18 protein-coding genes and 2 tRNA genes are annotated in these 18,884 nt (G+C 59.5%); 13 read left to right on the plus strand and 7 right to left on the minus strand.

Annotation, left to right across the window (positions count from 1 at the left end; translation table 11 throughout):
- The first annotated feature begins 151 nt into the window (after window positions 1-151).
- Window positions 152-228 (plus strand) — tRNA-Asp (locus ACJ8PI_RS23900).
- 213 nt (window positions 229-441) lie between these two features.
- Window positions 442-1,245 (plus strand): 2,5-didehydrogluconate reductase DkgB, encoded by an 804-nt coding sequence (gene dkgB, locus ACJ8PI_RS23905; protein ID WP_164134474.1) that lies wholly within the window; start codon window positions 442-444, stop codon window positions 1,243-1,245.
- A 43-nt stretch (window positions 1,246-1,288) separates the two neighbouring features.
- On the opposite strand, the gene yafC is transcribed toward dkgB, so the two are convergent.
- Window positions 1,289-2,176, minus strand: a complete 888-nt coding sequence (yafC, locus tag ACJ8PI_RS23910; RefSeq protein WP_033637190.1) for a DNA-binding transcriptional regulator YafC — start codon at window positions 2,174-2,176, stop codon at window positions 1,289-1,291.
- A gap of 331 nt (window positions 2,177-2,507) precedes the next feature.
- On the opposite strand from yafC, the gene ACJ8PI_RS23915 reads away from it, so the two are divergent.
- The gene (locus ACJ8PI_RS23915) at window positions 2,508-3,302 is read left to right on the plus strand and encodes an endonuclease/exonuclease/phosphatase family protein (RefSeq protein WP_028127832.1); all 795 of its coding nucleotides are present in this window, start codon (window positions 2,508-2,510) and stop codon (window positions 3,300-3,302) included.
- Window positions 3,303-3,354: 52 nt separating this feature from the next.
- On the opposite strand, the gene mltD is transcribed toward ACJ8PI_RS23915, so the two are convergent.
- Window positions 3,355-4,740, minus strand: a complete 1,386-nt coding sequence (gene mltD, locus ACJ8PI_RS23920) for a murein transglycosylase D (protein WP_033653353.1) — start codon at window positions 4,738-4,740, stop codon at window positions 3,355-3,357.
- A 71-nt stretch (window positions 4,741-4,811) separates the two neighbouring features.
- Entirely contained in the window at window positions 4,812-5,567 is a 756-nt protein-coding gene (gene gloB / locus ACJ8PI_RS23925) for a hydroxyacylglutathione hydrolase (protein WP_033637191.1), read from the minus strand.
- Window positions 5,568-5,611: 44 nt separating this feature from the next.
- Here gloB and ACJ8PI_RS23930 point away from each other — a divergent pair, with 44 nt between their 5' ends.
- A complete protein-coding gene (locus ACJ8PI_RS23930; protein ID WP_033637192.1) occupies window positions 5,612-6,331 on the plus strand; it encodes a class I SAM-dependent methyltransferase in 720 nt (239 codons plus the stop codon).
- On the opposite strand, the gene rnhA is transcribed toward ACJ8PI_RS23930, so the two are convergent.
- Entirely contained in the window at window positions 6,328-6,795 is a 468-nt protein-coding gene (rnhA, locus tag ACJ8PI_RS23935) for a ribonuclease HI (protein WP_033649910.1), read from the minus strand. The two genes, ACJ8PI_RS23930 and rnhA, sit on opposite strands and share 4 nt — an antisense overlap.
- A 72-nt stretch (window positions 6,796-6,867) precedes the next feature.
- Between rnhA and dnaQ the strand changes: the two genes are divergently transcribed.
- Both dnaQ and ACJ8PI_RS23945 read left to right on the plus strand, forming a co-directional pair.
- The gene (gene dnaQ / locus ACJ8PI_RS23940) at window positions 6,868-7,611 is read left to right on the plus strand and encodes a DNA polymerase III subunit epsilon (RefSeq protein WP_004930195.1); all 744 of its coding nucleotides are present in this window, start codon (window positions 6,868-6,870) and stop codon (window positions 7,609-7,611) included.
- A 144-nt stretch (window positions 7,612-7,755) separates the two neighbouring features.
- Window positions 7,756-7,832: transfer RNA gene (locus ACJ8PI_RS23945), tRNA-Asp, on the plus strand.
- Between the two features lie 105 nt (window positions 7,833-7,937).
- Here ACJ8PI_RS23945 and ACJ8PI_RS23950 read toward each other — a convergent pair.
- Window positions 7,938-10,178, minus strand: a complete 2,241-nt coding sequence (locus ACJ8PI_RS23950) for a TonB-dependent siderophore receptor (protein WP_164134473.1) — start codon at window positions 10,176-10,178, stop codon at window positions 7,938-7,940.
- A 229-nt stretch (window positions 10,179-10,407) separates the two neighbouring features.
- Between ACJ8PI_RS23950 and ACJ8PI_RS23955 the strand changes: the two genes are divergently transcribed.
- From ACJ8PI_RS23955 to hpxK, 4 genes are all read left to right on the plus strand, one after another.
- Complete coding sequence (locus ACJ8PI_RS23955; RefSeq protein ID WP_086581022.1) at window positions 10,408-11,286, plus strand: siderophore-interacting protein; 879 nt, start codon at window positions 10,408-10,410, stop codon at window positions 11,284-11,286.
- Window positions 11,287-11,422: 136 nt separating this feature from the next.
- Window positions 11,423-12,262 carry a MurR/RpiR family transcriptional regulator gene (locus ACJ8PI_RS23960; RefSeq protein WP_033653349.1) on the plus strand — a complete coding sequence of 280 codons (840 nt, stop codon included), beginning with the start codon at window positions 11,423-11,425 and terminating at the stop codon, window positions 12,260-12,262.
- Window positions 12,263-12,470: 208 nt separating this feature from the next.
- Window positions 12,471-13,715: a pyridoxal-phosphate-dependent aminotransferase family protein gene (locus ACJ8PI_RS23965; protein WP_103798953.1), complete on the plus strand. Its 1,245-nt coding sequence runs from the start codon at window positions 12,471-12,473 to the stop codon at window positions 13,713-13,715.
- Window positions 13,712-14,965, plus strand: coding sequence for an allantoate amidohydrolase (gene hpxK, locus ACJ8PI_RS23970; RefSeq protein ID WP_164134472.1), 1,254 nt, complete (start codon window positions 13,712-13,714; stop codon window positions 14,963-14,965). The genes ACJ8PI_RS23965 and hpxK overlap by 4 nt, the downstream gene beginning before the upstream one ends.
- On the opposite strand, the gene ACJ8PI_RS23975 is transcribed toward hpxK, so the two are convergent.
- Both ACJ8PI_RS23975 and ACJ8PI_RS23980 read right to left on the minus strand, forming a co-directional pair.
- A complete protein-coding gene (locus tag ACJ8PI_RS23975; protein WP_033649915.1) occupies window positions 14,957-15,730 on the minus strand; it encodes an amidohydrolase in 774 nt (257 codons plus the stop codon). The two genes, hpxK and ACJ8PI_RS23975, sit on opposite strands and share 9 nt — an antisense overlap.
- Entirely contained in the window at window positions 15,718-16,878 is a 1,161-nt protein-coding gene (locus ACJ8PI_RS23980) for a pyridoxal phosphate-dependent aminotransferase (RefSeq protein WP_033649917.1), read from the minus strand. The genes ACJ8PI_RS23975 and ACJ8PI_RS23980 overlap by 13 nt, the downstream gene beginning before the upstream one ends.
- A 164-nt stretch (window positions 16,879-17,042) precedes the next feature.
- On the opposite strand from ACJ8PI_RS23980, the gene ACJ8PI_RS23985 reads away from it, so the two are divergent.
- From ACJ8PI_RS23985 to ACJ8PI_RS23995, 3 genes are read left to right on the plus strand one after another with little or no spacing between them, the layout of a single operon-like run.
- Window positions 17,043-17,657 (plus strand): methylthioribulose 1-phosphate dehydratase, encoded by a 615-nt coding sequence (locus ACJ8PI_RS23985; protein ID WP_033649918.1) that lies wholly within the window; start codon window positions 17,043-17,045, stop codon window positions 17,655-17,657.
- Window positions 17,654-18,343, plus strand: coding sequence for an acireductone synthase (mtnC, locus tag ACJ8PI_RS23990; protein WP_033653343.1), 690 nt, complete (start codon window positions 17,654-17,656; stop codon window positions 18,341-18,343). Before ACJ8PI_RS23985 ends, mtnC begins: the two co-directional genes overlap by 4 nt.
- The gene (locus ACJ8PI_RS23995) at window positions 18,340-18,882 is read left to right on the plus strand and encodes a 1,2-dihydroxy-3-keto-5-methylthiopentene dioxygenase (RefSeq protein WP_015376726.1); all 543 of its coding nucleotides are present in this window, start codon (window positions 18,340-18,342) and stop codon (window positions 18,880-18,882) included. Before mtnC ends, ACJ8PI_RS23995 begins: the two co-directional genes overlap by 4 nt.
- Window positions 18,883-18,884: the final 2 nt, after the last annotated feature.

Genomic DNA, 18,884 nt, shown 5'->3' on the forward strand with positions numbered 1-18,884 from the left:
CCGTAGCGCCGATGGTAGTGTGGGGTCTCCCCATGCGAGAGTAGGACACTGCCAGGCATCAAATAAACGTTATCAGCGTGACGACTGGTAATGCGCAAATCGCAGAGCGCGATATTGCCGGCATCGAAAGATGCAACGTAAAAGAATCGGTGGAGCGGTAGTTCAGTTGGTTAGAATACCTGCCTGTCACGCAGGGGGTCGCGGGTTCGAGCCCCGTCCGTTCCGCCACTTAATTGATAAGCCCTGAGTCTCTGACTCAGGGCTTTTTCATATGCAAAATTCATAAAGCCTCGTCGAATTTGTCGCCCTTCCTGCCGCTTTTTCTCAATATTGTTGCCTGTTGGTCAAAAGTCTTATGCCGAACCTGGCGTTTTTGCTCACTAAAAATATTGCCATACTCTCTCGCATCGTTATTTATCCACTAATGAGAGAGTAAATATTGTGAGCATCCCTGCATTTGGTTTAGGTACTTTCCGCCTTCAGGATCAGGTCGTTATCGACTCTGTGAGCACGGCACTGGAATTGGGCTATCGGGCTATCGATACCGCACAGATCTATGAAAACGAAGCGGCCGTCGGCCAGGCTATCGCCGCTAGCGGTGTGCCGCGTGACGAGTTGTTCATCACAACCAAGATCTGGATCGCGAATCTGGCTAAGGGCGCCTTAATTCCCAGTCTGCGAGACAGCTTGGCCAAGCTGCAGACCCCGTATGTCGATCTGACGCTGATTCACTGGCCATCGCCAAATGATGAGGTGCCTGTCGCAGAGTTTATGGCTGAACTGCTGGAAGCCAAGCGATTGGGGCTGACCCGTCAGATTGGTGTATCTAACTTCACCATCGATCTGATGCAGCAGGCGATTGATGCGGTTGGCGCCGATCAGATTGCGACTAATCAGATCGAACTGTCACCGTTCTTGCAGAATGAAAAAGTGGTGGCGTTCGCACGGCAACATGGTATCGCCATCACCTCTTATATGACGCTGGCGTATGGCAAAGCGTTGCAGGATGAGACGATCAAAAGCATTGCCGCCCGTCACAATACGACGCCGGCACAGGTGGTTCTGGCCTGGGCGTTGAAGCTGGGCTACGCGGTGATCCCTTCTTCGACCAAGCGCGAAAACCTGGAAAGCAACCTGTTAGCGCAGCAACTGACGCTGAGTGACGAAGATATGGCGCAGATTGCGGCGCTTGAAAGCAACGGCCGATTGGTCAGCCCGGAAGGCCTGGCACCCAACTGGGACTAATCTTCAGATATGAAGACCTCAGGCGCCCCAAGAGGGCGCCTTTTTATCGCTTTAGCCGCTCGCTGATAAAATCGATAAAGCTGCGCAGGCGATTACTGACAGCGCTATCGCTGTAGTACACCGCGTTGATCGGCATTTCGAGTGGCAGCGTGTCTCCTACCAGAAGGGGAACCAGGTTCCCGCGTTTGACGTCTTCATCACTCATAAAGTCCGACAGGCAGGCGATGCCGTTGCCGTGCAGGCACAGGTGGCGCTGGGTTTCACCGCTGTTGGTGGTCAGCCCCGGAACGATCTCCAGTTGTCGACCATCGGCACAGGTCAGCGGCCAGCGGTTCAGATTGGGCAGATCGTTAAAGCCGATGCAGCAATGGTGCTCCAGGTCGGCTACCGTCTTTGGCGCGCCATATTGCGCCAGGTAGGCGGGGGAGGCCAGGATGCGTCGATAGCTGGCCATCAGCTTGCGCGCTTTCAGCGTAGAGTCCGTCAGCTCGCCGACGCGGATTGCGATATCCACTTTTCGTTCGATCAAATTGATGAAGTTTTCCGAAGAGACCAGCGACAGGGACATTTCCGGATAGCGTTCACGAAACTCGGCGACCAGCGGCGTCAACAGATGCAAGACGACCGGCGTTGCGGCATCGACGCGCAGCAGCCCCTGCGGGCGTTGACGGCTTTCCATCAACGCATTTTCCGCTGCGGCCATATCGCTCAACACTTTCTGCACCTGCCGAAAGTAGTTTTCGCCTTCTTGGGTCAGACTGATTTGGCGTGTCGTGCGGTTGAGCAGGGTTACCCCCAGCTTGCTCTCCAGCTTTTTTACCGTTCGACTGACCACGGAGTTGGCCTGCTGCAGGCGCTCCGCCGCTCGGCTGAAGCTGCCGCTTTCCACTACGGTGACGAAGGTGATGAGCTCGTCCGAATTCGCTTTCATTTTTGCTCCAAAGGCAAACTCTGTTCTAAATTTTTAGCGATTTCGTCATTTAAACACGTCGGAGCATCGTCGTCACCCACAGGAATCTGATTGCGCATATTCCTGTTTCCCCGTCTGCATTTTGCTGGCCCTTTCGCATTTTTCACCTCTGCTGCATCACCTTTACACTGCTATACCCTCAGAAGATTGAAATCGCCGCAGGCGGCCCCTATAACTGAAAAGGTTATGCCTGTAAAAGCCATGCCGTCTGTGCGGGGCAGGCGTATAATCAATTCACCGTTGGCGAAGTCTTCATCGCCAGTTTCATGCTAATGGGTTATAGGCGAATCGCGTGCCGAAACGAACTTATGCAATGAGGTATGTTGCAGGCCAGCCAGTTGAGCGAATCTTTCCTGGCGCCGTTAATCAGCCGTTGCCGCCAGGGGCGGCGCTGCCGACGACCGGCGCCTTGCGCGTTATGGTGTGGAATATTTTCAAACAGCAGCGAGCCGACTGGCTTTCGGTGCTGAAAAACCATGGCAAAGATGCGCAGCTGGTGCTGTTGCAAGAAGCGCAAACTACGCCGGAGCTGGTGAGCTACGCTACCGCCAACTATCTGGCGGCCGATCAGGTACCGGCCTTTGTGTTGCCGCAGCACCCTTCCGGCGTGATGACGCTGGCGGCCGCTCATCCGGTTTACTGCTGCCCGCTGCGCGAGCGAGAGCCGCTGCTGCGGCTGTCCAAGTCGGCCCTGATCACCGTTTATCCGCTGTACAACGGTGAGCTGTTGATGGTGGTGAACATCCATGCGGTGAACTTTAGTCTGGGAGTCGACGTCTACAGCAAGCAGCTGGGGCCGATCGGCGAGCAGATCGCCAGCCACCGGGGGCCGGTGATCATGGCCGGGGACTTCAACGCCTGGAGCCGCAAACGTATCAATGCCTTGTATGACTTTGCCGGTGAGATGGCGCTGCGCGAAGTGAGCTTCGCCGACGATCACCGCCGTAAGGCTTTTGGCCGCCCGCTGGACTTTGTGTTTTATCGCAATCTTGGGGTCGTAGAGGCGTCGGTACTGGTGACCAGCGCGTCGGATCACAATCCGCTGTTGGTGGAGTTCCACCCGGAAAAAGATTCTCCCGTCTGGTGAATCGCAGGCAATAAAAAAGCACCCCGAAGGGTGCTTTTTTTGTGCCGGAAACTTAGGTGTCCGGCGTCAGCTTGTTGCCGACAAACAGGGTTAACTTCAGACCGGGTTGAAGGCTGTTGCCTTTACCGAGCGTTGAATTCCAACGCATCACGTCGTTAATATCGACGCCGTGACGACGTGCGATACTGGCAAGCGAATCACCTTTACGAACCTGATAGGTAATACTGCTGTTACCGCCAGTATTGCTGGCCACTTGCAGGGTTTGCCCAACTTTTATGGCGCTCTTGGCGCGTAAGTTGTTCCAACTCTGCAAATCGCTGGTCTTAACGTTCAGCCGCTTGGCAATGCCCGATAAGGTGTCGCCGGAGCGCACTTTATATGAACTGCCACCGGTCAAACCGCTGTTCTTCGCCAACTGCGTCGTTGGCTGAGTCACGGCGATCTGGCCATCGGCCAGCGAGTCTTTCAGTTGCTCGGCATGCCCTTTGGGAACCATGATGTAATGGGGCCCGTTGGGTGCCGTAACGCCTTTTTTGTAGCCTGGGTTATACGCTTTCATCTTGGTGACTGAAAGCCCCGCCATCTCAGCCGCCTGAGTCAGCTGGATCTGCTGCCCGACATCGATACGCGCCAGCGCACGGGTTTCATCCGTTTTCGGGAGCTTCACGCCGTACTTCTTGCTGTTCTTGATGATGTCGCTCAGCGCCAGCATTTTCGGGACATAGATTGACGTTTCACGCGGAAGCGACAATGCCCAGAAATTGGTTGGCTTACCTTGGCGTTTGTTTGCCTTCACCGCTTGCATCACGCGGCCTTCACCACTGTTATAGGCGGCTACGGTCAGTAACCAGTCGCCATTAAACATACGGTTCAAGCGCTGCATCATGTTAAGCGCAGCGGTTGTCGAGGCGACGACATCGCGTCGACCGTCATACCACTGATTGTTTTTCAAACCATAATTGCGACCCGTTTGCGGCACGATTTGCCATAGCCCTGCAGCGTTGGCACTTGACGTGGCGTGGGGGTCAAAAGCGCTCTCCACTATGGGTAGCAGTACCAGTTCCATCGGCATATTACGTTTCTTAATCTGCCCGACTATCCAGTACATGTACGGCTCTGCCCGTAATGTTACATCGTGGAGATAGCTCTTACTTTTTAAGTACTTTCTTTTCTGATCACGGATCCGGGAATTTTCCGGAACCTCCATCTTCAGCTCGTCGCTAATGAAGTTCCACAGGTCCTGTTGCGCGGCGGGACTGTTGTTATCCAACCACCGCGCCGAGCTCGCTCGGCCATTTGCTGTGTACTCTCCTGCTTCACCATCTTGACCAGCTGAAGACAAACTCTGTGCATGCTGTTCTGGCGCCGGTGCGTCCTGCCTGGACGACTGGCAACCCACTAGCAAGACTGAGGCGAGAAATATCGCTTTAGCCTTCATGTGTGTGTCAATGTAGTTGCTTAAAAGACGAGCAATAATACTTTGCTTCGCCAAATAACACAACTAAAAGCTTAGAAGTTATCTTTCCGCAGGCGTAATTCGGAAAAAACTGAATGAAGGCTTTCTGGTGGTGAATTAAAGCCTAATTTCTTTTGTAAATCAGCGTCATGGCAACGTAAAAATAGGTTAATTTTGCGCTCTAATTGCAATGTGGTTGGCACGCTGGCTTGGCCTTTTGCCCTTAACGCTTCAACATGTTGTTGATATGTTTCAATCTCTCGATCTTCTGGCAAAATAGCCCGCGCAAACTTAAGATTTGAAAGAGTATATTCATGCGCGCAGCAAATTAAGGTGTTATCGGGAAGTTGCGCGAGTTGTTGAAATGAGTCGTACATTTGTTTGGCGCTGCCTTCAAACAGCCTGCCGCAGCCGGCGGAGAAAATTGTGTCGCCGCAGAACAGATAAGGGGCACTATAGAATGCCACATGGCCCAACGTATGGCCGGGGACGGCGATAGTCTTGTATTGGCGGCCATCGATGGCAAAGGTGTCGCCGTCGCGGACGATGTGGTTGGCGCCTTTGTCCGCGGTTTCTTGCGGCCCATAGACAGCCAGGCCGGGATATTGCGCCACGATCTGCGCCACGCCGCCGACGTGATCGTGATGATGGTGGGTCAGCAGGATCGCCGCCGGCGTCAGCTGCAGGCGCTGCAGCGCTTCGAGCACCGGCTGCGCCTCACCCGGATCGACGATAATGCAGCGCCCCTGCCGGTCATCCAATAACCAAATGTAATTGTCCTGGAAGGCGGGAATGCTGATAAGATTCATGGTGTACCTCTCGTTGGCAACGGCTTGAAAGAAGATAATAAATCATGAAACCAGCCCATACTCTACAAAAGCTCACCGGCCCGCAGTCCTGGGCGGAGCTGCCGTGGGGGGAATACTATCGTGAAGCCCTCGAGCGGCAGTTGCAACCCTGGTGGCCAAAGCTGTTCGGTTTCCATCTGCTGAAGATGGGCATGCTCAGCGCCGAGCTGGCCACGGACAAATGCGCAATTTCCCATCAGGTCAACGTAGGGTTGGAGGGGGAAGGGCTGCAGGTGATCGCCGATGCTTATCAACTGCCGTTTGCCGCCAAGTCGGTGGATGCCTGCCTGTTGGCGCATACGTTGTCCTACGCGGACGATCCGCACCGCATGCTGCGTGAAGTAGACAGGGTGTTGATCGACGATGGCTGGTTGGTTATCAGCAGCTTCAATCCGTTCAGCCTGCTGGGATTGGGCAAACTGGTGCCCGGATTGCGTCGCCGCCAGCCCTATGTCAGCCGCATGTTTACCCAGATGCGGCTGCTGGATTGGCTCAGCCTGCTGAATTATGAGGTGTTGTACCAGGCGCGTTTTCACGTGCTGCCATGGCACCGCAAGGGCGGCAAGTTTTTATGCACTCATTTGCCGGCGCTGGGCTGCATGAGCGTGATTGTGGCGCGCAAACGCACCTTGCCGCTGACGCCCACGCCGATGAAACTGGGGGCGAGAAAACCTTCTCTCAGCCGCGCGGTGGGCGCGACCAAGAGCTATCGCAAACTGCCTTAGGCTTCCGGTTGGTAACCGACGTCTTCCTGCGTCGGCTTACCGGCCGCTTCGCGCGCCAGCACGTCACAACGTTCGTTCTCCGGGTGGCCGGCGTGGCCCTTGACCCATTCCCATTTCACCTCGTGGCGCTGAATGGCCAGATCCAACCGCTGCCACAGATCGACATTCTTGACCGGCTTTTTGTCGGCGGTTTTCCAGCCGCGCTTCTTCCAGTTATGGATCCAGCTGGTGATGCCCTGGCGCACATACTGGCTGTCGGTGCTGAGCGTCACGGCGCAGGGCACGGTCAGCGCTTCCAGCGCCACGATCGCCGCCATCATTTCCATGCGGTTATTGGTGGTCAGACGAAAACCCTCGCTGAAGGTTTTTTCCGTCTGCTTATAGCGTAATATCGCGCCGTAGCCACCGGGGCCGGGGTTGCCAAGGCAGGAGCCGTCGGTGAAAATTTCTACCTGTTTGAGCATCTCTGGTAGACTCTTCCTATCAGTTTTATAAAAGCCAAGTCTGACATAAACGAGCGCTGTGAGCACTGCAATATGATCTCTACAACCACCAGACAGATTGTCCTCGATACCGAAACCACCGGTATGAACAAGCTTGGGGTGCACTACGAAGGGCACCGCATCATCGAAATCGGTGCGGTGGAGGTGATTAACCGCCGCCTGACCGGGCGCAATTTCCACGTTTACATCAAGCCGGACAGGCTGGTGGATCCGGAAGCCTACGGCGTACACGGCATCAGCGACGACTTCCTGGCCGACAAGCCGACCTTCGATCAGGTTGCCGAGGAATTCCTCGACTTTATTCGCGGCGGCGAACTGGTGATCCATAACGCGGCGTTCGATATCGGCTTTATGGATCACGAATTCCGCATGCTGCAGCAGGGCATCCCGAAGACAGAGACCTTCTGCACCATCACCGACAGCCTGCTGATGGCGCGCCGCCTGTTCCCGGGCAAGCGCAACAACCTCGATGCCTTGTGCAGCCGTTATGAGATAGACAACAGCAAGCGTACGCTGCACGGCGCATTGCTCGATGCCGAGATCCTGGCGGAAGTCTATCTGGCGATGACCGGCGGTCAGACCTCGATAGCCTTCCAGATGGAGGGGGATACCCAGCAAAACGACGCCGCGCAAGAGATTCAGCGCATTGTCCGCCCGGCGACCGCGATGAAAGTGGTCTACGCCAGCGACGAAGAAGTGAAGGCGCACGAGGCGCGTCTGGATCTGGTGGCGAAGAAGGGCGGCAGCTGCCTGTGGCGCGGAGCGCCGGCCGAATAACGGCGTTTTTGCGTGAAAAAACCTCAGCGGATGAACCTTCGTTGAAAAACTGTGCAAACGGTTCATTTGGTGAGAAAAAGGCGTTGACGGAACCGAAAGGCGTCCGTAATATGCGCCTCGTTCCCCCGCAAGAGGGAATGGCGCGGAGCGGTAGTTCAGTTGGTTAGAATACCTGCCTGTCACGCAGGGGGTCGCGGGTTCGAGCCCCGTCCGTTCCGCCACTATTCAGAAGCCCTGAGTTAGCGATAACTCAGGGCTTCGTCGTTTCTGCTCTCTGAAAAACGGTGCGGCTCAATGAACGGGGCCGGCAGACCGGCCCCTTATCCTCAGAATAACACCGAGTAGTTCAAGCCGAAGGTGCGTCCACGGCCTTTATAGCTGTACAGCTCAGGCGAACCGTAGGTTGGGCTGTACAGTATCGGCGCGCGTTGGCCCCAAACGGTGGTGTACTCCTTGTCCAGCAGGTTTTCCACGCTGAAGCTGATTTTCCCCACCGGCAGGGCATAGCTGCCGAGGAAATCGAGGGTGTTGTAGCCATCGATCTTGCGGCCCTGAGTGGAATTGGCCTTGGTGTAATCACCGTCGTCCGACACGTCGAAGGTCTGCTGCGACTGTAAGCGCAGATTCCAGTCGCCCGGCGCCCAGCCGACATAGGCGGTGACTTTCGATGGGCTGGCGGTATCCACCACCAGCTTCTTCCATTCGCCGTTGACCTTGGTTTCGGAACGGATAACGTTGAAGTTGGTGCCGGCGCTCCAGTCGCTGTCTTCAAAGAAATAATCCACCGCGCCTTCTACCCCGTAGATGCGGCGCTTATCCGCATTGACGTTGATGGTCATGTCGGTTTTGTTGATGGCGATGCTCTTGTCGGACAGCGAGTAGTAGGCGGCGATTTGCGTGCGCAGGTTATCGCCGGTATAGCGCCAGCCCAGCTCGTAAGCATTGACCTTGATGCCTTCCAGCCTGGAATCGCCGACGTTAACGCTTTTCAGCAGTTGGTAGTGGCCGCCGTTCAGCGCGTAGGTGCCGTTGCCGTAATACTTGCCCGGATCCGGGATCTCGAAGCCCTGAGAGAAGTTGAACCAGGTTTGCTGGCGCTCGGTCAGGTGAGCCAACAGGCCGGCGTTGAACAGCGCATTGTTGTAGTCAGTTTTCCCTCCCGGAATGGCGTCGGCGGAGGCGGCGGCGCCGGTAGCGATCGCCTGCTGCTGGTTATAGCCGACGAAGTCGTCGATTTTGTTTTCGGTGTACTGGTAACGCACGCCGCCGCTCAGGGTGAAGATCGGGTTGATGTCGTAACTGGCCTGCAGGAACGACGCCAGATTGCTGGTGGTATAGCTCGGGTAGCGGCCGGTGCTGTAGGCGTTCTCCAGCGTCATGCCGCCGGACTGTTGCGCCTTCGCCAGGTTAAAGAACTGTTGGTTGGCGTTGAAGCTCTCATGCTCGGCGTCGATGCCGTAAGTCAGCGTCAGCGCGTCGACAGGTTTGCTGTTTAACGTCAGTTTGCCGCCGTAGAAGTCGGTTTTTTGCTGCGAGGCGCCAATGCTGCTGACGTAATAGTTCGGCGCTTTGCCCGCCAGCGTCGGGAACGGGTAGAAGGTCAGGGTTTCGTCGCGGTAGTAGACCTGCGCCACCAGATCCTGGCCGAGGAAATCGGTGTTGGAATACTGCAGGTTGATCAGATGGCGTTCGGTGCCGGGGATGCGGTCGGAATCTAAGCTACCGCTGTTGTAGGCCTTGGCGTTGCCGGTCACCGCCGCGAAGTTTTCTCCCAGGAACAGGCCGTGGTCGCCGTCGGACTGGCTTTTGTAGTATTGGGTGGTCAGCTGCAACTGTTGATGATCGTCGATGTTGAGGGTGCCGGTGCCCATCACGTCGAGGCGATCGGAATACTGCAGGCCGGTTTGGGTGTTGTCGATCAGCACCTCGTTGCCTTTGCCGTCATACCAGCCGCCGTAGCGCTGGTAAGAAACGGACAGGCGCCCCGAGGCGTTGTCGTTGCCGCCGCTGACCGCCGCCGCCACGTTCTCATCGTGATCGTTATGGCCGCCAAAGCCGGTTTTACCGCCGAGCTGCAACTCGACCTGCTGTTCCGGTTGCCCCTTTTTGGTGACGATGTTGATCAGGCCGCCGGTGCTGCCGCCGCCGTACAGCGAGGTCGCGCCGGAAATCACCTCAATATGATCGATATTGAACGGATCGATAGAATCCAATTGGCGGCTGTCGCTGCGCGATGAGTTCAGGCGTACGCCGTCGATCATCACCATCATCGAACGGCCGCGCATATTCATGCCATAGTTGGTGCGGCCCTGGCCGCTGACGTCCATGCCGGGGATCAGCTGCGCCAACATGTCCTTGATCTCTTTGCCGCCCTGGACCTGCTGTTCGATCTCCTGGCTTTCGATGACCCAAGTGGTCTGCGCCATTTCCGCCACGTTGCGGTGCGAACGGCTGGCGGAGACCACCAACTGCTCTTCGTTGCTGGTTTTCTGATCTTCTGCCCAAGCCGCCGGCGCAAGCATTGCCAGCAGACAAGGGTTCAATACCCAAAGGTGTTTGCGTTTCATCGTTATTTCCCAGGTGATTTTGTTATTACTCTATTTTTGAGAATGCTTCTTTTATCAATAACGTTTCTTGTTATCAATAAAATCATGATATGATTTTTTGCGATACATTAACGTAATTAATTAGTTTTATTAACATTTTACCCACTGCGCGATCGAGCACCCCACGCCGTCAACACGGCAGCCGATCGGCCATATGCGCAAGCGACAGCGTTGCCGGAGAATCGAGAACATGTCCGCCAGCTACAGAATTTTTGATATCACCCTGAAAAGCAAAACGCTGATTTCACCTTCGCTGGTGCGCTGCGTGTTTGAAGGTGCGGATATTCATCGGATGAAGCTTGAAGCGCCGGATCAGCGCATCAAACTGTTGTTCCCGGCGGCGGACGGCCAGAGCCCGCAGTTGGCCAACGGCCCGGACTGGTACGGCGATTACATGGCGATCCCCAAAGAACAACGGCCGGTGATGCGCACCTATACGCTGCGTGCGCTGCGCCGTGAGCAGAATCAGATGGACGTCGAATTCGTGCTGCATGGTGTGAACGGCCCGGCTTCCGCCTGGGCGACCCACGCCGAGCCGGGTGACGCCATTCAGGCGGTCGCGCCCAACGGCGAGTTCGGCGGCGACAGCGGCGGCTACGAATGGGCGCCGCCGGCGCAGTTGCAGCAGGCGCTGTTGATCGCCGATGAGACGGCGGTGCCGGCGGCGATGGGCATTCTGGAGCAGCTGGCGCAGCAGGCCAATCCGCCGCGGGTGCAGGCGTTCTTCGAAGTGCCGGTGGCGGGGGATTGCCTGGATTTGGCCCGTTTCCCGTTCGCCGAGGTTTACTGGCTGCCGCGCGACGTGGGCCGCCAGTTGGCGCACGGTACGCTGCTGGTGGAGGCGGTGCGCCAGCGGGTCGATATCCCCGCGTCGGCGTGTGCGCAGGCGCAGTCCCTGGCGGAAAGCAGCCTGAGCGATGAGGTGCTTTGGGAGCGGGCGGCCGGCGGTAACGCTTTTTATGCCTGGGTGGCGGCCGAGTCTTCCACGGTGAAAACGCTGCGGCGTTATCTGATCGGCGAACGCGATCTGGATCGCGCTACCGTCAACTTCATGGCCTATTGGTGCTGAACGCGCGGCCCTTTTCCGGCATTAACGCTGGAGCAGGGCATGCCGCTGCTATTCCCCCTCAACGAATAATCGCTTGCCAGCGGGTAGTTCGACCGTGTTATGTTCCGCTGAAACGAAGGTTACAGCGAGAACGATAATGCAACGGTTCGACGAACGCCTGCGCCGCGACTACCCACAGCTGACGCCGCAGGAGCAGCGGGTGGCCGACTTCATCTTCGATCACTATGACGATTTGATCGGCTACAACAGCGCCGAGCTGGCGCGTCTGAGCGGCGTTTCCAAAGCCACGGTCAGCCGCTTGTTCAAACGGCTGGGTTACCCCAACTACCGCGCCATGCGCGATGAGCTGCGCACCCTGCGCCAAAGCGGCATGCCGCTGACCGACAGCCGCGATGCGGTGCAGGGCGATACGCTATTGGCGCGGCACTGTAAGCAGGAAATGGCCAACCTCACCCGCTGGGTAAAGCAGATCGATGCGGTGCAGTTCAGCGCGGCGATCGCCGCACTGGCGCAGGCGCGAAGCGTGATGCTGCTGGGGCTGCGCAACAGCTATCCGGTGGCGATGCACCTGCGCCAGCAGCTGATGCAGGTGCGGGAGCAGGTGCTGCTGGCGCCGCAGCCGGGGCAAACGCTGGCGGAAGATCTGGCGGGGCTGACGCCGCAGGACATGGCGGTGGTGGTGGCGTTCCGTCGCCGGCCGCGCCAGATAAAGGCGCTGCTGGCGCTGTTGCAAAGCCGCGGGGTGCCGACGCTGCTGATCTGCGAACCGCAGGCGCAGGCGTTGTTCCCACTGGCCAACTGGCACTTGACCGTGCCGCTCGACAGCGTGTCGGCGTTCGACAGCTATGCCGCCGCCATGAGCCTGGCCAGCCTGCTCAGCAATGCGTTGCTGCATGAGCGGCTGGCGCAGGGGCGGCAGCGTATTCATCACGTCGCCGAACTGTTCCAGGCGCTGGACGAACTGGAGCTGCGTTAAGCGCGGCAGGTCATTTCCCTTCCTGCACCTTCCACCGTTTAAGGCGGATCGGTCACCTCATTGTGTTACTTTGGTTTCATTAATTGATCATAAGAATCTTTTGTTTCAACTGAATCCCTATCGGGAGTAGGCTGTTGGGCAGCAAACAAACGTCATGTCGACGCTGACGGCATAACTCAATAACTTACTAAGCTGACAGGGAATGAACATGTTGGATATCTCGCAATTCGATCAGATTAACCCGCCGGCACGCCTGCTGATGGGGCCGGGGCCGATCAACGCCGATCCGCGCGTGCTGCGCGCCATGTCGAGCCAGCTGATCGGCCAGTACGATCCGGCGATGACCGGTTACATGAATCAGGTCATGGCGCTGTACCGCGCGCTGTTCCGCACCGAAAACCGCTGGACGATGCTGGTGGACGGCACCTCGCGCGCCGGTATCGAAGCGCTGCTGGTTTCCGCTATTCGGCCGGGCGATAAAGTGCTGGTGCCGGTCTTCGGCCGTTTCGGGCATCTGCTGTGCGAGATTGCCCGCCGCTGCCGCGCCGAGGTGCACACGATTGAGGCGCCGTGGGGCGAGGTGTTCAGCACCGATCGCATCGAAGACGCGATTAAGCGAGTGCGCCCGCGCCTGCTGCTGACGGTGCAGGGCGACACTTCCACCACCATGCTGCAGCCGCTGCATGAGCTGGGCGATATCTGCCGCCGCCACGGCGTGTTGTTCTACACCGATGCGACGGCTTCCTTCGGCGGTAACCCGCTGGAGACTGATGCCTGGGGGCTGGATGCGGTCTCCGCCGGGCTACAGAAGTGCCTGGGCGGCCCCTCCGGCAGTTCGCCGGTCACCCTCAGCCCGCAGTTTGAAGAGGCAGTGCGCCGCCGTAAATGCGTGGAGGCGGGGATCCGCACCGCCGAGCATGCCGACGGCGACGACGAGATGATTTACTCCAACTATTTCGACATCGGCATGATCATGGATTATTGGGGACCGGAACGCCTGAATCACCATACCGAAGCCACCAGCATGCTGTTCGCAGCGCGCGAATGTGCGCGGGTGATCCTTGAAGAAGGGCTGGATCAGGCCATCGCCCGCCACCGGCTGCATGGCGCGGCGATGCTGGCGGGCATCCGGGGCATGGGGCTGGCGGTGTTCGGCGATCTCGAACACCGCATGAATAACGTGCTCGGCGTGATGATCCCGCCGCAGGTGCACGGCGAACAGGTGCGGCAGATGATGCTGAACGACTTTGCCATCGAAATCGGCACCTCGTTCGGCCCGCTGCAGGGCAAGATCTGGCGCATCGGCACCATGGGCTACAACGCGCGCAAGGATTGCGTGCTGCAAACGCTGGCGGCACTGGAGGCGGTGTTGAACCGGTTGGGCTTCGCCACGCAACAGGGGGAGGCCCTCCAGGCGGCCTGGGACCTGTACGACGCAGGACGGCTTGAATGACGCCGCTGGAGGCGCAGCAGGCTGCCGCACGGGTGATGGCGCGCTGTGACGAGCTGGCGGCGATCAGCGCAGAGCCCGATCGGCTGACGCGTCTTTATCTCTCCGCCGAACATCGGCGCGCCAACGCTCTGGTGGGTGAATGGATGCGCGAGAGCGGCATGCGGGTGTGGCAGGACAGCGTCGGCAATATCTGCGGCCGTTATGAAGGGCACACGCCCGGTGCCCCCGCGCTGCTGCTCGGTTCGCATCTGGACACGGTGCGCAACGCCGGGCGTTATGACGGCATGCTCGGCGTGCTCACGGCGCTGGAGACGGTGGCGCACTATCACCGCCAGGGGCGCCGTTTGCCGCTGGCGCTGGAGGTGATCGGTTTTGCCGACGAAGAGGGCGCGCGCTTTGGCGTCACGCTGCTCGGCAGCCGCGGGCTGACCGGCCAATGGCCGCAGGAGTGGCTGGCGCAGACGGATGCCGACGGGGTGAGCATCGCGCAGGCCATGCGCGACTTTGGGCTGGATCCGGCGGCGATCGCACAGGCGCGTCGCGCGCCAAACGAAATTCGCGCCTATCTCGAATTGCATATCGAACAGGGGCCGTGCCTGGAGGCAGCCGACCTGGCGCTGGGCGTGGTGACGGCGATCAATGGCGCGCGCCGGCTTACCTGCACTTTCAGCGGTGAAGCGGGCCACGCCGGCACGGTGCCTATGGTGCAGCGCAAAGACGCGTTGGCGGCCGCGGCGGAATGGATAACGGCGGTCGAAACTCTGACCCGCGCCGCCGATCCGCATTTGGTGGCCACCGTGGGGTGTATTGAATGCCTGCCGGGCGCGGTCAACGTGATCCCCGGCGAAGTGCGATTGACGCTCGACGTGCGCGGCCCGCAGGATGCACAACTGGCGGCGCTGTTGACGGCGTTGCTGGCGCAGGCGCAGGCGATCTGCGCGCGCCGCGGCGTGCGCTTCGCCAGCGAGGAGTTTTACCACATTGACGCCACCGCCTGCGATAGCGATCTGCGGCAATGCTGGCAGGCGGCCGTCGAGCAGGTACAGGAGCGGAGCCTGGCGCTGCCGAGCGGCGCCGGGCACGACGCCATCGCCGTGGCGGCGCACTGGCCGGTCGGCATGCTGTTCGTGCGTTGCGCCGGCGGCGTCAGCCATCATCCGGCCGAAGCGGTGCGGCAGGCGGACGTGGCGCTGGCGATCCAGGCCTATTGCCTGGCGATCGCCGGCTGGGAGAAGGGGGAGTCAGTCTAAACGCAGAAAGCTGTCGGCGTCGCGCCAGGCCGGGAAGGCGCTGCGGTAACTCTGCAGGGTTTCCAGCGACAGCTCGGCGTCCAGCCGCGTGGCCGCGCCTGGCTCCGCATCCGCCAGGATCTCGCCCTGAGGGCTGATGATCAGGCTGTCGCCGCTGTAGTTCAGGCCGTTGGGATCGTCGCCCACCCGGTTGCAACCCGCTACATACACCTGGTTTTCTATCGCCCGCGCCGCCAGCAGCGTTTGCCAATGGTGACTGCGTGGCGCCGGCCAGTTGGCGACGTACAACGCCAGATCGTAATCCTGCTGATAGCGCGCCCAAACCGGGAAACGCAGGTCGTAGCAGATCTGCGGCAGGATGCGCCAGCCGCGCCATTCGAAGATTTCACGCCGGTTGCCGGCTTGGTAGTGCAGGTGTTCGCCGGCCATGCGGAACAGGTGGCGTTTGTCATAGGCGTGTACCTGGCCACCCGGCTCCACCAGCAGGAAACGGTTGACCGCGCCCTCGTCGGTTTTCAGCGCCACGCTGCCGCCGATTAACGCGTGGCTTTTCACCGCCCAACCGTGCAGCCAGTCGATCACCTGCTGTTCGGGCAGGGCGCTCTCGCCGGCATCCATGGCGAAGCCGGTGGTGAACATCTCCGGCAAGACGATGAGATCGCGGCCGACGATCGGCGCCAGCAACGCGTCGAAGGCGGCCAGATTGGCGAGGCCGTCGCGCCAGACCAAAGGTTGCTGCAACAGGGTAATTTTTAAAGTCGACATAACCGCTCCGCAGCTGCATCCAGCGTGGCGTCCTGTTTAGCGAAGCACAGCCGGATCAATTTATGGGGGAAAGGATCGGCACAGAAGACCGACAGCGGAATGGCCGCCACGCCCACGTGCTCGGTTAACCAATGGCAGAACGCCACATCGTCCAGATCGGAGATGGCGCCGTAGTCCGCCAGCAAGAAGTATGTACCCGCGCAGGGTAAAATTTCCAGTCGGCTGCTCGCCAGCGCCTGCACAAAGCGGTCGCGTTTGGCGCGATAGAACGCCGGCAGCTGTCGCCAGTGCTCCGGCTCGGCGCGCAGACTATCCGCCAGCGCCAGCTGGGCCGGGGTATTGACCGAAAAGGTCAGGTATTGATGCACTTTGCGCACCTCGGCGCTCAGCGCGGCGGGTGCCACGCAATAGCCCACTTTCCAACCGGTCATGTGGAAGGTTTTACCGAAAGAGGACACCGCGATTGCGCGCTGGCGCAGCTGCGGGTGGGCCAGCACGCTGGCGTGGCCGCCTTTGGCGAAGCAGATGTGTTCGTAAACCTCGTCGCTGAGCACGTAGACTTCGCGTTCGGCGATAGCGTGCCACAGCTGCTGCATGTCTTCCGCCTGCCAAGCGGTGGCGGACGGGTTGTGCGGCGTGTTGACGATCACCAGGCGGGTGCGCGGCGACAGCGCGGCGGCGAACGCTGGCCAATCCACGGCAAACGCAGGCGGCTGCAGGGCGATGCGTTTGAGTATGCCGCCGGCCAACGTCACCGCCGGCGCATAGCTGTCGTAGCTGGGATCGAAACAGACCACCTCGTCGCCGGGGCGCACCAGCGCGCTGATGGCGGCGAACAGCGCTTCGGTGGCGCCGGCGGTGACAGTCACTTCGCTGCCGGCGTCCGGCTGCCAGCCATACAGCTCGGCGGTTTTGTCGGCGATGGCTTCGCGCAGCGGCGCCACGCCGGTCATCGGCGCATATTGGTTGGCGCCCTGGGCGACGTGCCAGGCCAAGCGTTCTTTCAGGTAGTCCGGGCCGTCGAAATCGGGGAAGCCCTGCGACAGGTTGATCGCCTGGTGCTGCTGCGCCAGCGCGCTCATCTGGGTAAAGATGGTGGTGCCCAGCGAGGGTAGTTTGCTTTCGGGAATCAATGCGGAAGTGCTCATAGCGGGTGAATACTCCTGGCGCTTATATTGCCGTCAATATAACACGATGCTAGTATTTGGCAATCAAGACGCTTAGATGGCTAAATGCGAAAAAGTGCTTAGCCCGCCACGCGGCAGGCCAAGCCTCATCTGCCGGCCGCCTTACCGAACGGGAAACGATAATAATGACGGAGAATCCGCAACTTACCGCATTGCTGGCGGCCTGCCACTGGATTGGCAACAAAGGCTGGTGCCCGGCGACCGGCGGCAACATGTCGCTGCGCCTGGACGAACGTCAGTGCCTGGTCACCGAGTCCGGCAAAGACAAGGGCAGCCTGAGCGCCGCCGATTTTCTGCGGGTGGATATTGCCGACAATCATGTGCCGAGCGGCCGCACGCCGTCGGCGGAGACCGGGCTGCATACGCTGCTCTATCGCCTGTCTGCGCATATCGGCGCGGTACTGCATACCCATTCCGTCAACGCTACCGTCCTGTCGCGGGTGGAACGCGGTGATGCGCTGGTGCTGCAGGGGTACGAAATGCAGAAGTCGCTGGCCGGCCAGCGCAGCCACCTGGACCGCGTGGCGATCCCCATTTTCGACAACGATCAGGATATCCCTCGGCTGGCGGCGCGCGTGGCGGCCTATGCCGAGGCCACGCCACTGCAATACGGCTTTCTGGTACGCGGCCACGGCCTGTATTGCTGGGGGAGCCAGGTGGCGGAAGCCCGCCGCCATCTCGAAGGGCTGGAATTCCTGTTCCAGTGTGAACTGCAACGCCGCTTACTGGAGGCGAAATGATCCGCGCTATCGTGACCGATATTGAAGGCACCACCAGCGATATTCGCTTTGTGCATCAGGTACTGTTTCCTTACGCCCGCGAACGGCTGGCGGATTTTGTGCGCCGCCATGCCGCTGAGAGCGAAGTCGCCGCACCGCTGGCGGCGCTGCGCGCTGAAATTGGCCAACCGCAGGCCGATCTCGACGTGCTGATCGCCGCGCTGTACCGCTTTATGGATGAAGACCGCAAATCCACCGCACTCAAAGCGCTGCAGGGCATCATCTGGCGCAGTGGCTACCGCGAGGGTGATTTCCGCGGGCATCTGTATCCGGAAGTCGCCGGGCAGTTGGCCGCCTGGCAGCGGCAAGGGGTGAAGCTCTACGTCTATTCCTCCGGTTCGGTGGAGGCGCAGAAGCTGCTGTTCGGCCACAGCGACGCGGGCGATCTGCAGCCGCTGTTCAGCGGCTATTTCGATACGCACGTCGGCGCCAAGCGTGAAACCGCGTCGTACCGCAACATCGCGCAGGCTATCGGCATCGCGCCCGACGAGCTGCTGTTTTTGTCCGACATCCGCCAGGAGCTGGATGCGGCGCAGGCCGCCGGCTGGCATACCTGCCAGCTGATCCGCGATGAGGCGGACGTGCAGAGCCGACATCCGCAGGTTAACCGTTTTGATCGCATCGATTTAGGGGAGTTCGTCTCATGAGTGGATTGACCATTTTCAGCGATACAGCGCCGCAGCAACCGCTGTGGCAGAGCCGTGATGCGCAGGAGATCCAGCGGCAGTTGGCGCAGATCGGCGTGCGCTTTGAGCGCTGGCAGGCGGATCGCGAGCTGGGCGACAATCCGCAGCCGGAGGCGGTGATCGCGGCCTACCAGCATGAGATCGACCGGCTGGTGGCGGAAAAGGGTTACCAGAGCTGGGACGTGATCAGCATGCGGCCGGACCATGAGCAGCGCCAGGCGCTGCGTGAAAAATTCCTGTCCGAACATACGCACGGCGAAGATGAAGTGCGCTTTTTCGTCGAGGGCGCAGGGCTGTTTTGCCTGCATCTGGACGGCAAGATATTCCAGATCCTGTGTGAAAAGAACGATCTGATCTCGGTGCCGGCCAACACCCGGCACTGGTTCGATATGGGCTCGGCCCCGCACTTTACCGCGATCCGGGTGTTCGACAACCCGGAAGGCTGGGTGGCGCATTTCACCGGCGACAAGATCGCCGATGCTTATCCGCGTTTGGACTGAGT

This window comes from Serratia sp. CY82433 (assembly GCF_052166535.1).
GTDB lineage: Bacteria > Pseudomonadota > Gammaproteobacteria > Enterobacterales > Enterobacteriaceae > Serratia > Serratia sarumanii.

Bases quoted from the DNA above. Each gene is read 5' to 3' on its own strand.
- yafC (WP_033637190.1), bottom strand. From the start codon at position 2,176: ATGAAAGCGAATTCGGACGAGCTCATCACCTTCGTCACCGTAGTGGAA.
- mltD (WP_033653353.1), bottom strand. From the start codon at position 4,740: ATGAAGGCTAAAGCGATATTTCTCGCCTCAGTCTTGCTAGTGGGTTGC.
- gloB (WP_033637191.1), bottom strand. From the start codon at position 5,567: ATGAATCTTATCAGCATTCCCGCCTTCCAGGACAATTACATTTGGTTA.
- ACJ8PI_RS23930 (WP_033637192.1), top strand. From the start codon at position 5,612: ATGAAACCAGCCCATACTCTACAAAAGCTCACCGGCCCGCAGTCCTGG.
- rnhA (WP_033649910.1), bottom strand. From the start codon at position 6,795: ATGCTCAAACAGGTAGAAATTTTCACCGACGGCTCCTGCCTTGGCAAC.
- dnaQ (WP_004930195.1), top strand. From the start codon at position 6,868: ATGATCTCTACAACCACCAGACAGATTGTCCTCGATACCGAAACCACC.
- ACJ8PI_RS23950 (WP_164134473.1), bottom strand. From the start codon at position 10,178: ATGAAACGCAAACACCTTTGGGTATTGAACCCTTGTCTGCTGGCAATG.
- ACJ8PI_RS23955 (WP_086581022.1), top strand. From the start codon at position 10,408: ATGTCCGCCAGCTACAGAATTTTTGATATCACCCTGAAAAGCAAAACG.
- ACJ8PI_RS23960 (WP_033653349.1), top strand. From the start codon at position 11,423: ATGCAACGGTTCGACGAACGCCTGCGCCGCGACTACCCACAGCTGACG.
- ACJ8PI_RS23965 (WP_103798953.1), top strand. From the start codon at position 12,471: ATGTTGGATATCTCGCAATTCGATCAGATTAACCCGCCGGCACGCCTG.
- hpxK (WP_164134472.1), top strand. From the start codon at position 13,712: ATGACGCCGCTGGAGGCGCAGCAGGCTGCCGCACGGGTGATGGCGCGC.
- ACJ8PI_RS23975 (WP_033649915.1), bottom strand. From the start codon at position 15,730: ATGTCGACTTTAAAAATTACCCTGTTGCAGCAACCTTTGGTCTGGCGC.
- ACJ8PI_RS23980 (WP_033649917.1), bottom strand. From the start codon at position 16,878: ATGAGCACTTCCGCATTGATTCCCGAAAGCAAACTACCCTCGCTGGGC.
- ACJ8PI_RS23985 (WP_033649918.1), top strand. From the start codon at position 17,043: ATGACGGAGAATCCGCAACTTACCGCATTGCTGGCGGCCTGCCACTGG.
- mtnC (WP_033653343.1), top strand. From the start codon at position 17,654: ATGATCCGCGCTATCGTGACCGATATTGAAGGCACCACCAGCGATATT.
- ACJ8PI_RS23995 (WP_015376726.1), top strand. From the start codon at position 18,340: ATGAGTGGATTGACCATTTTCAGCGATACAGCGCCGCAGCAACCGCTG.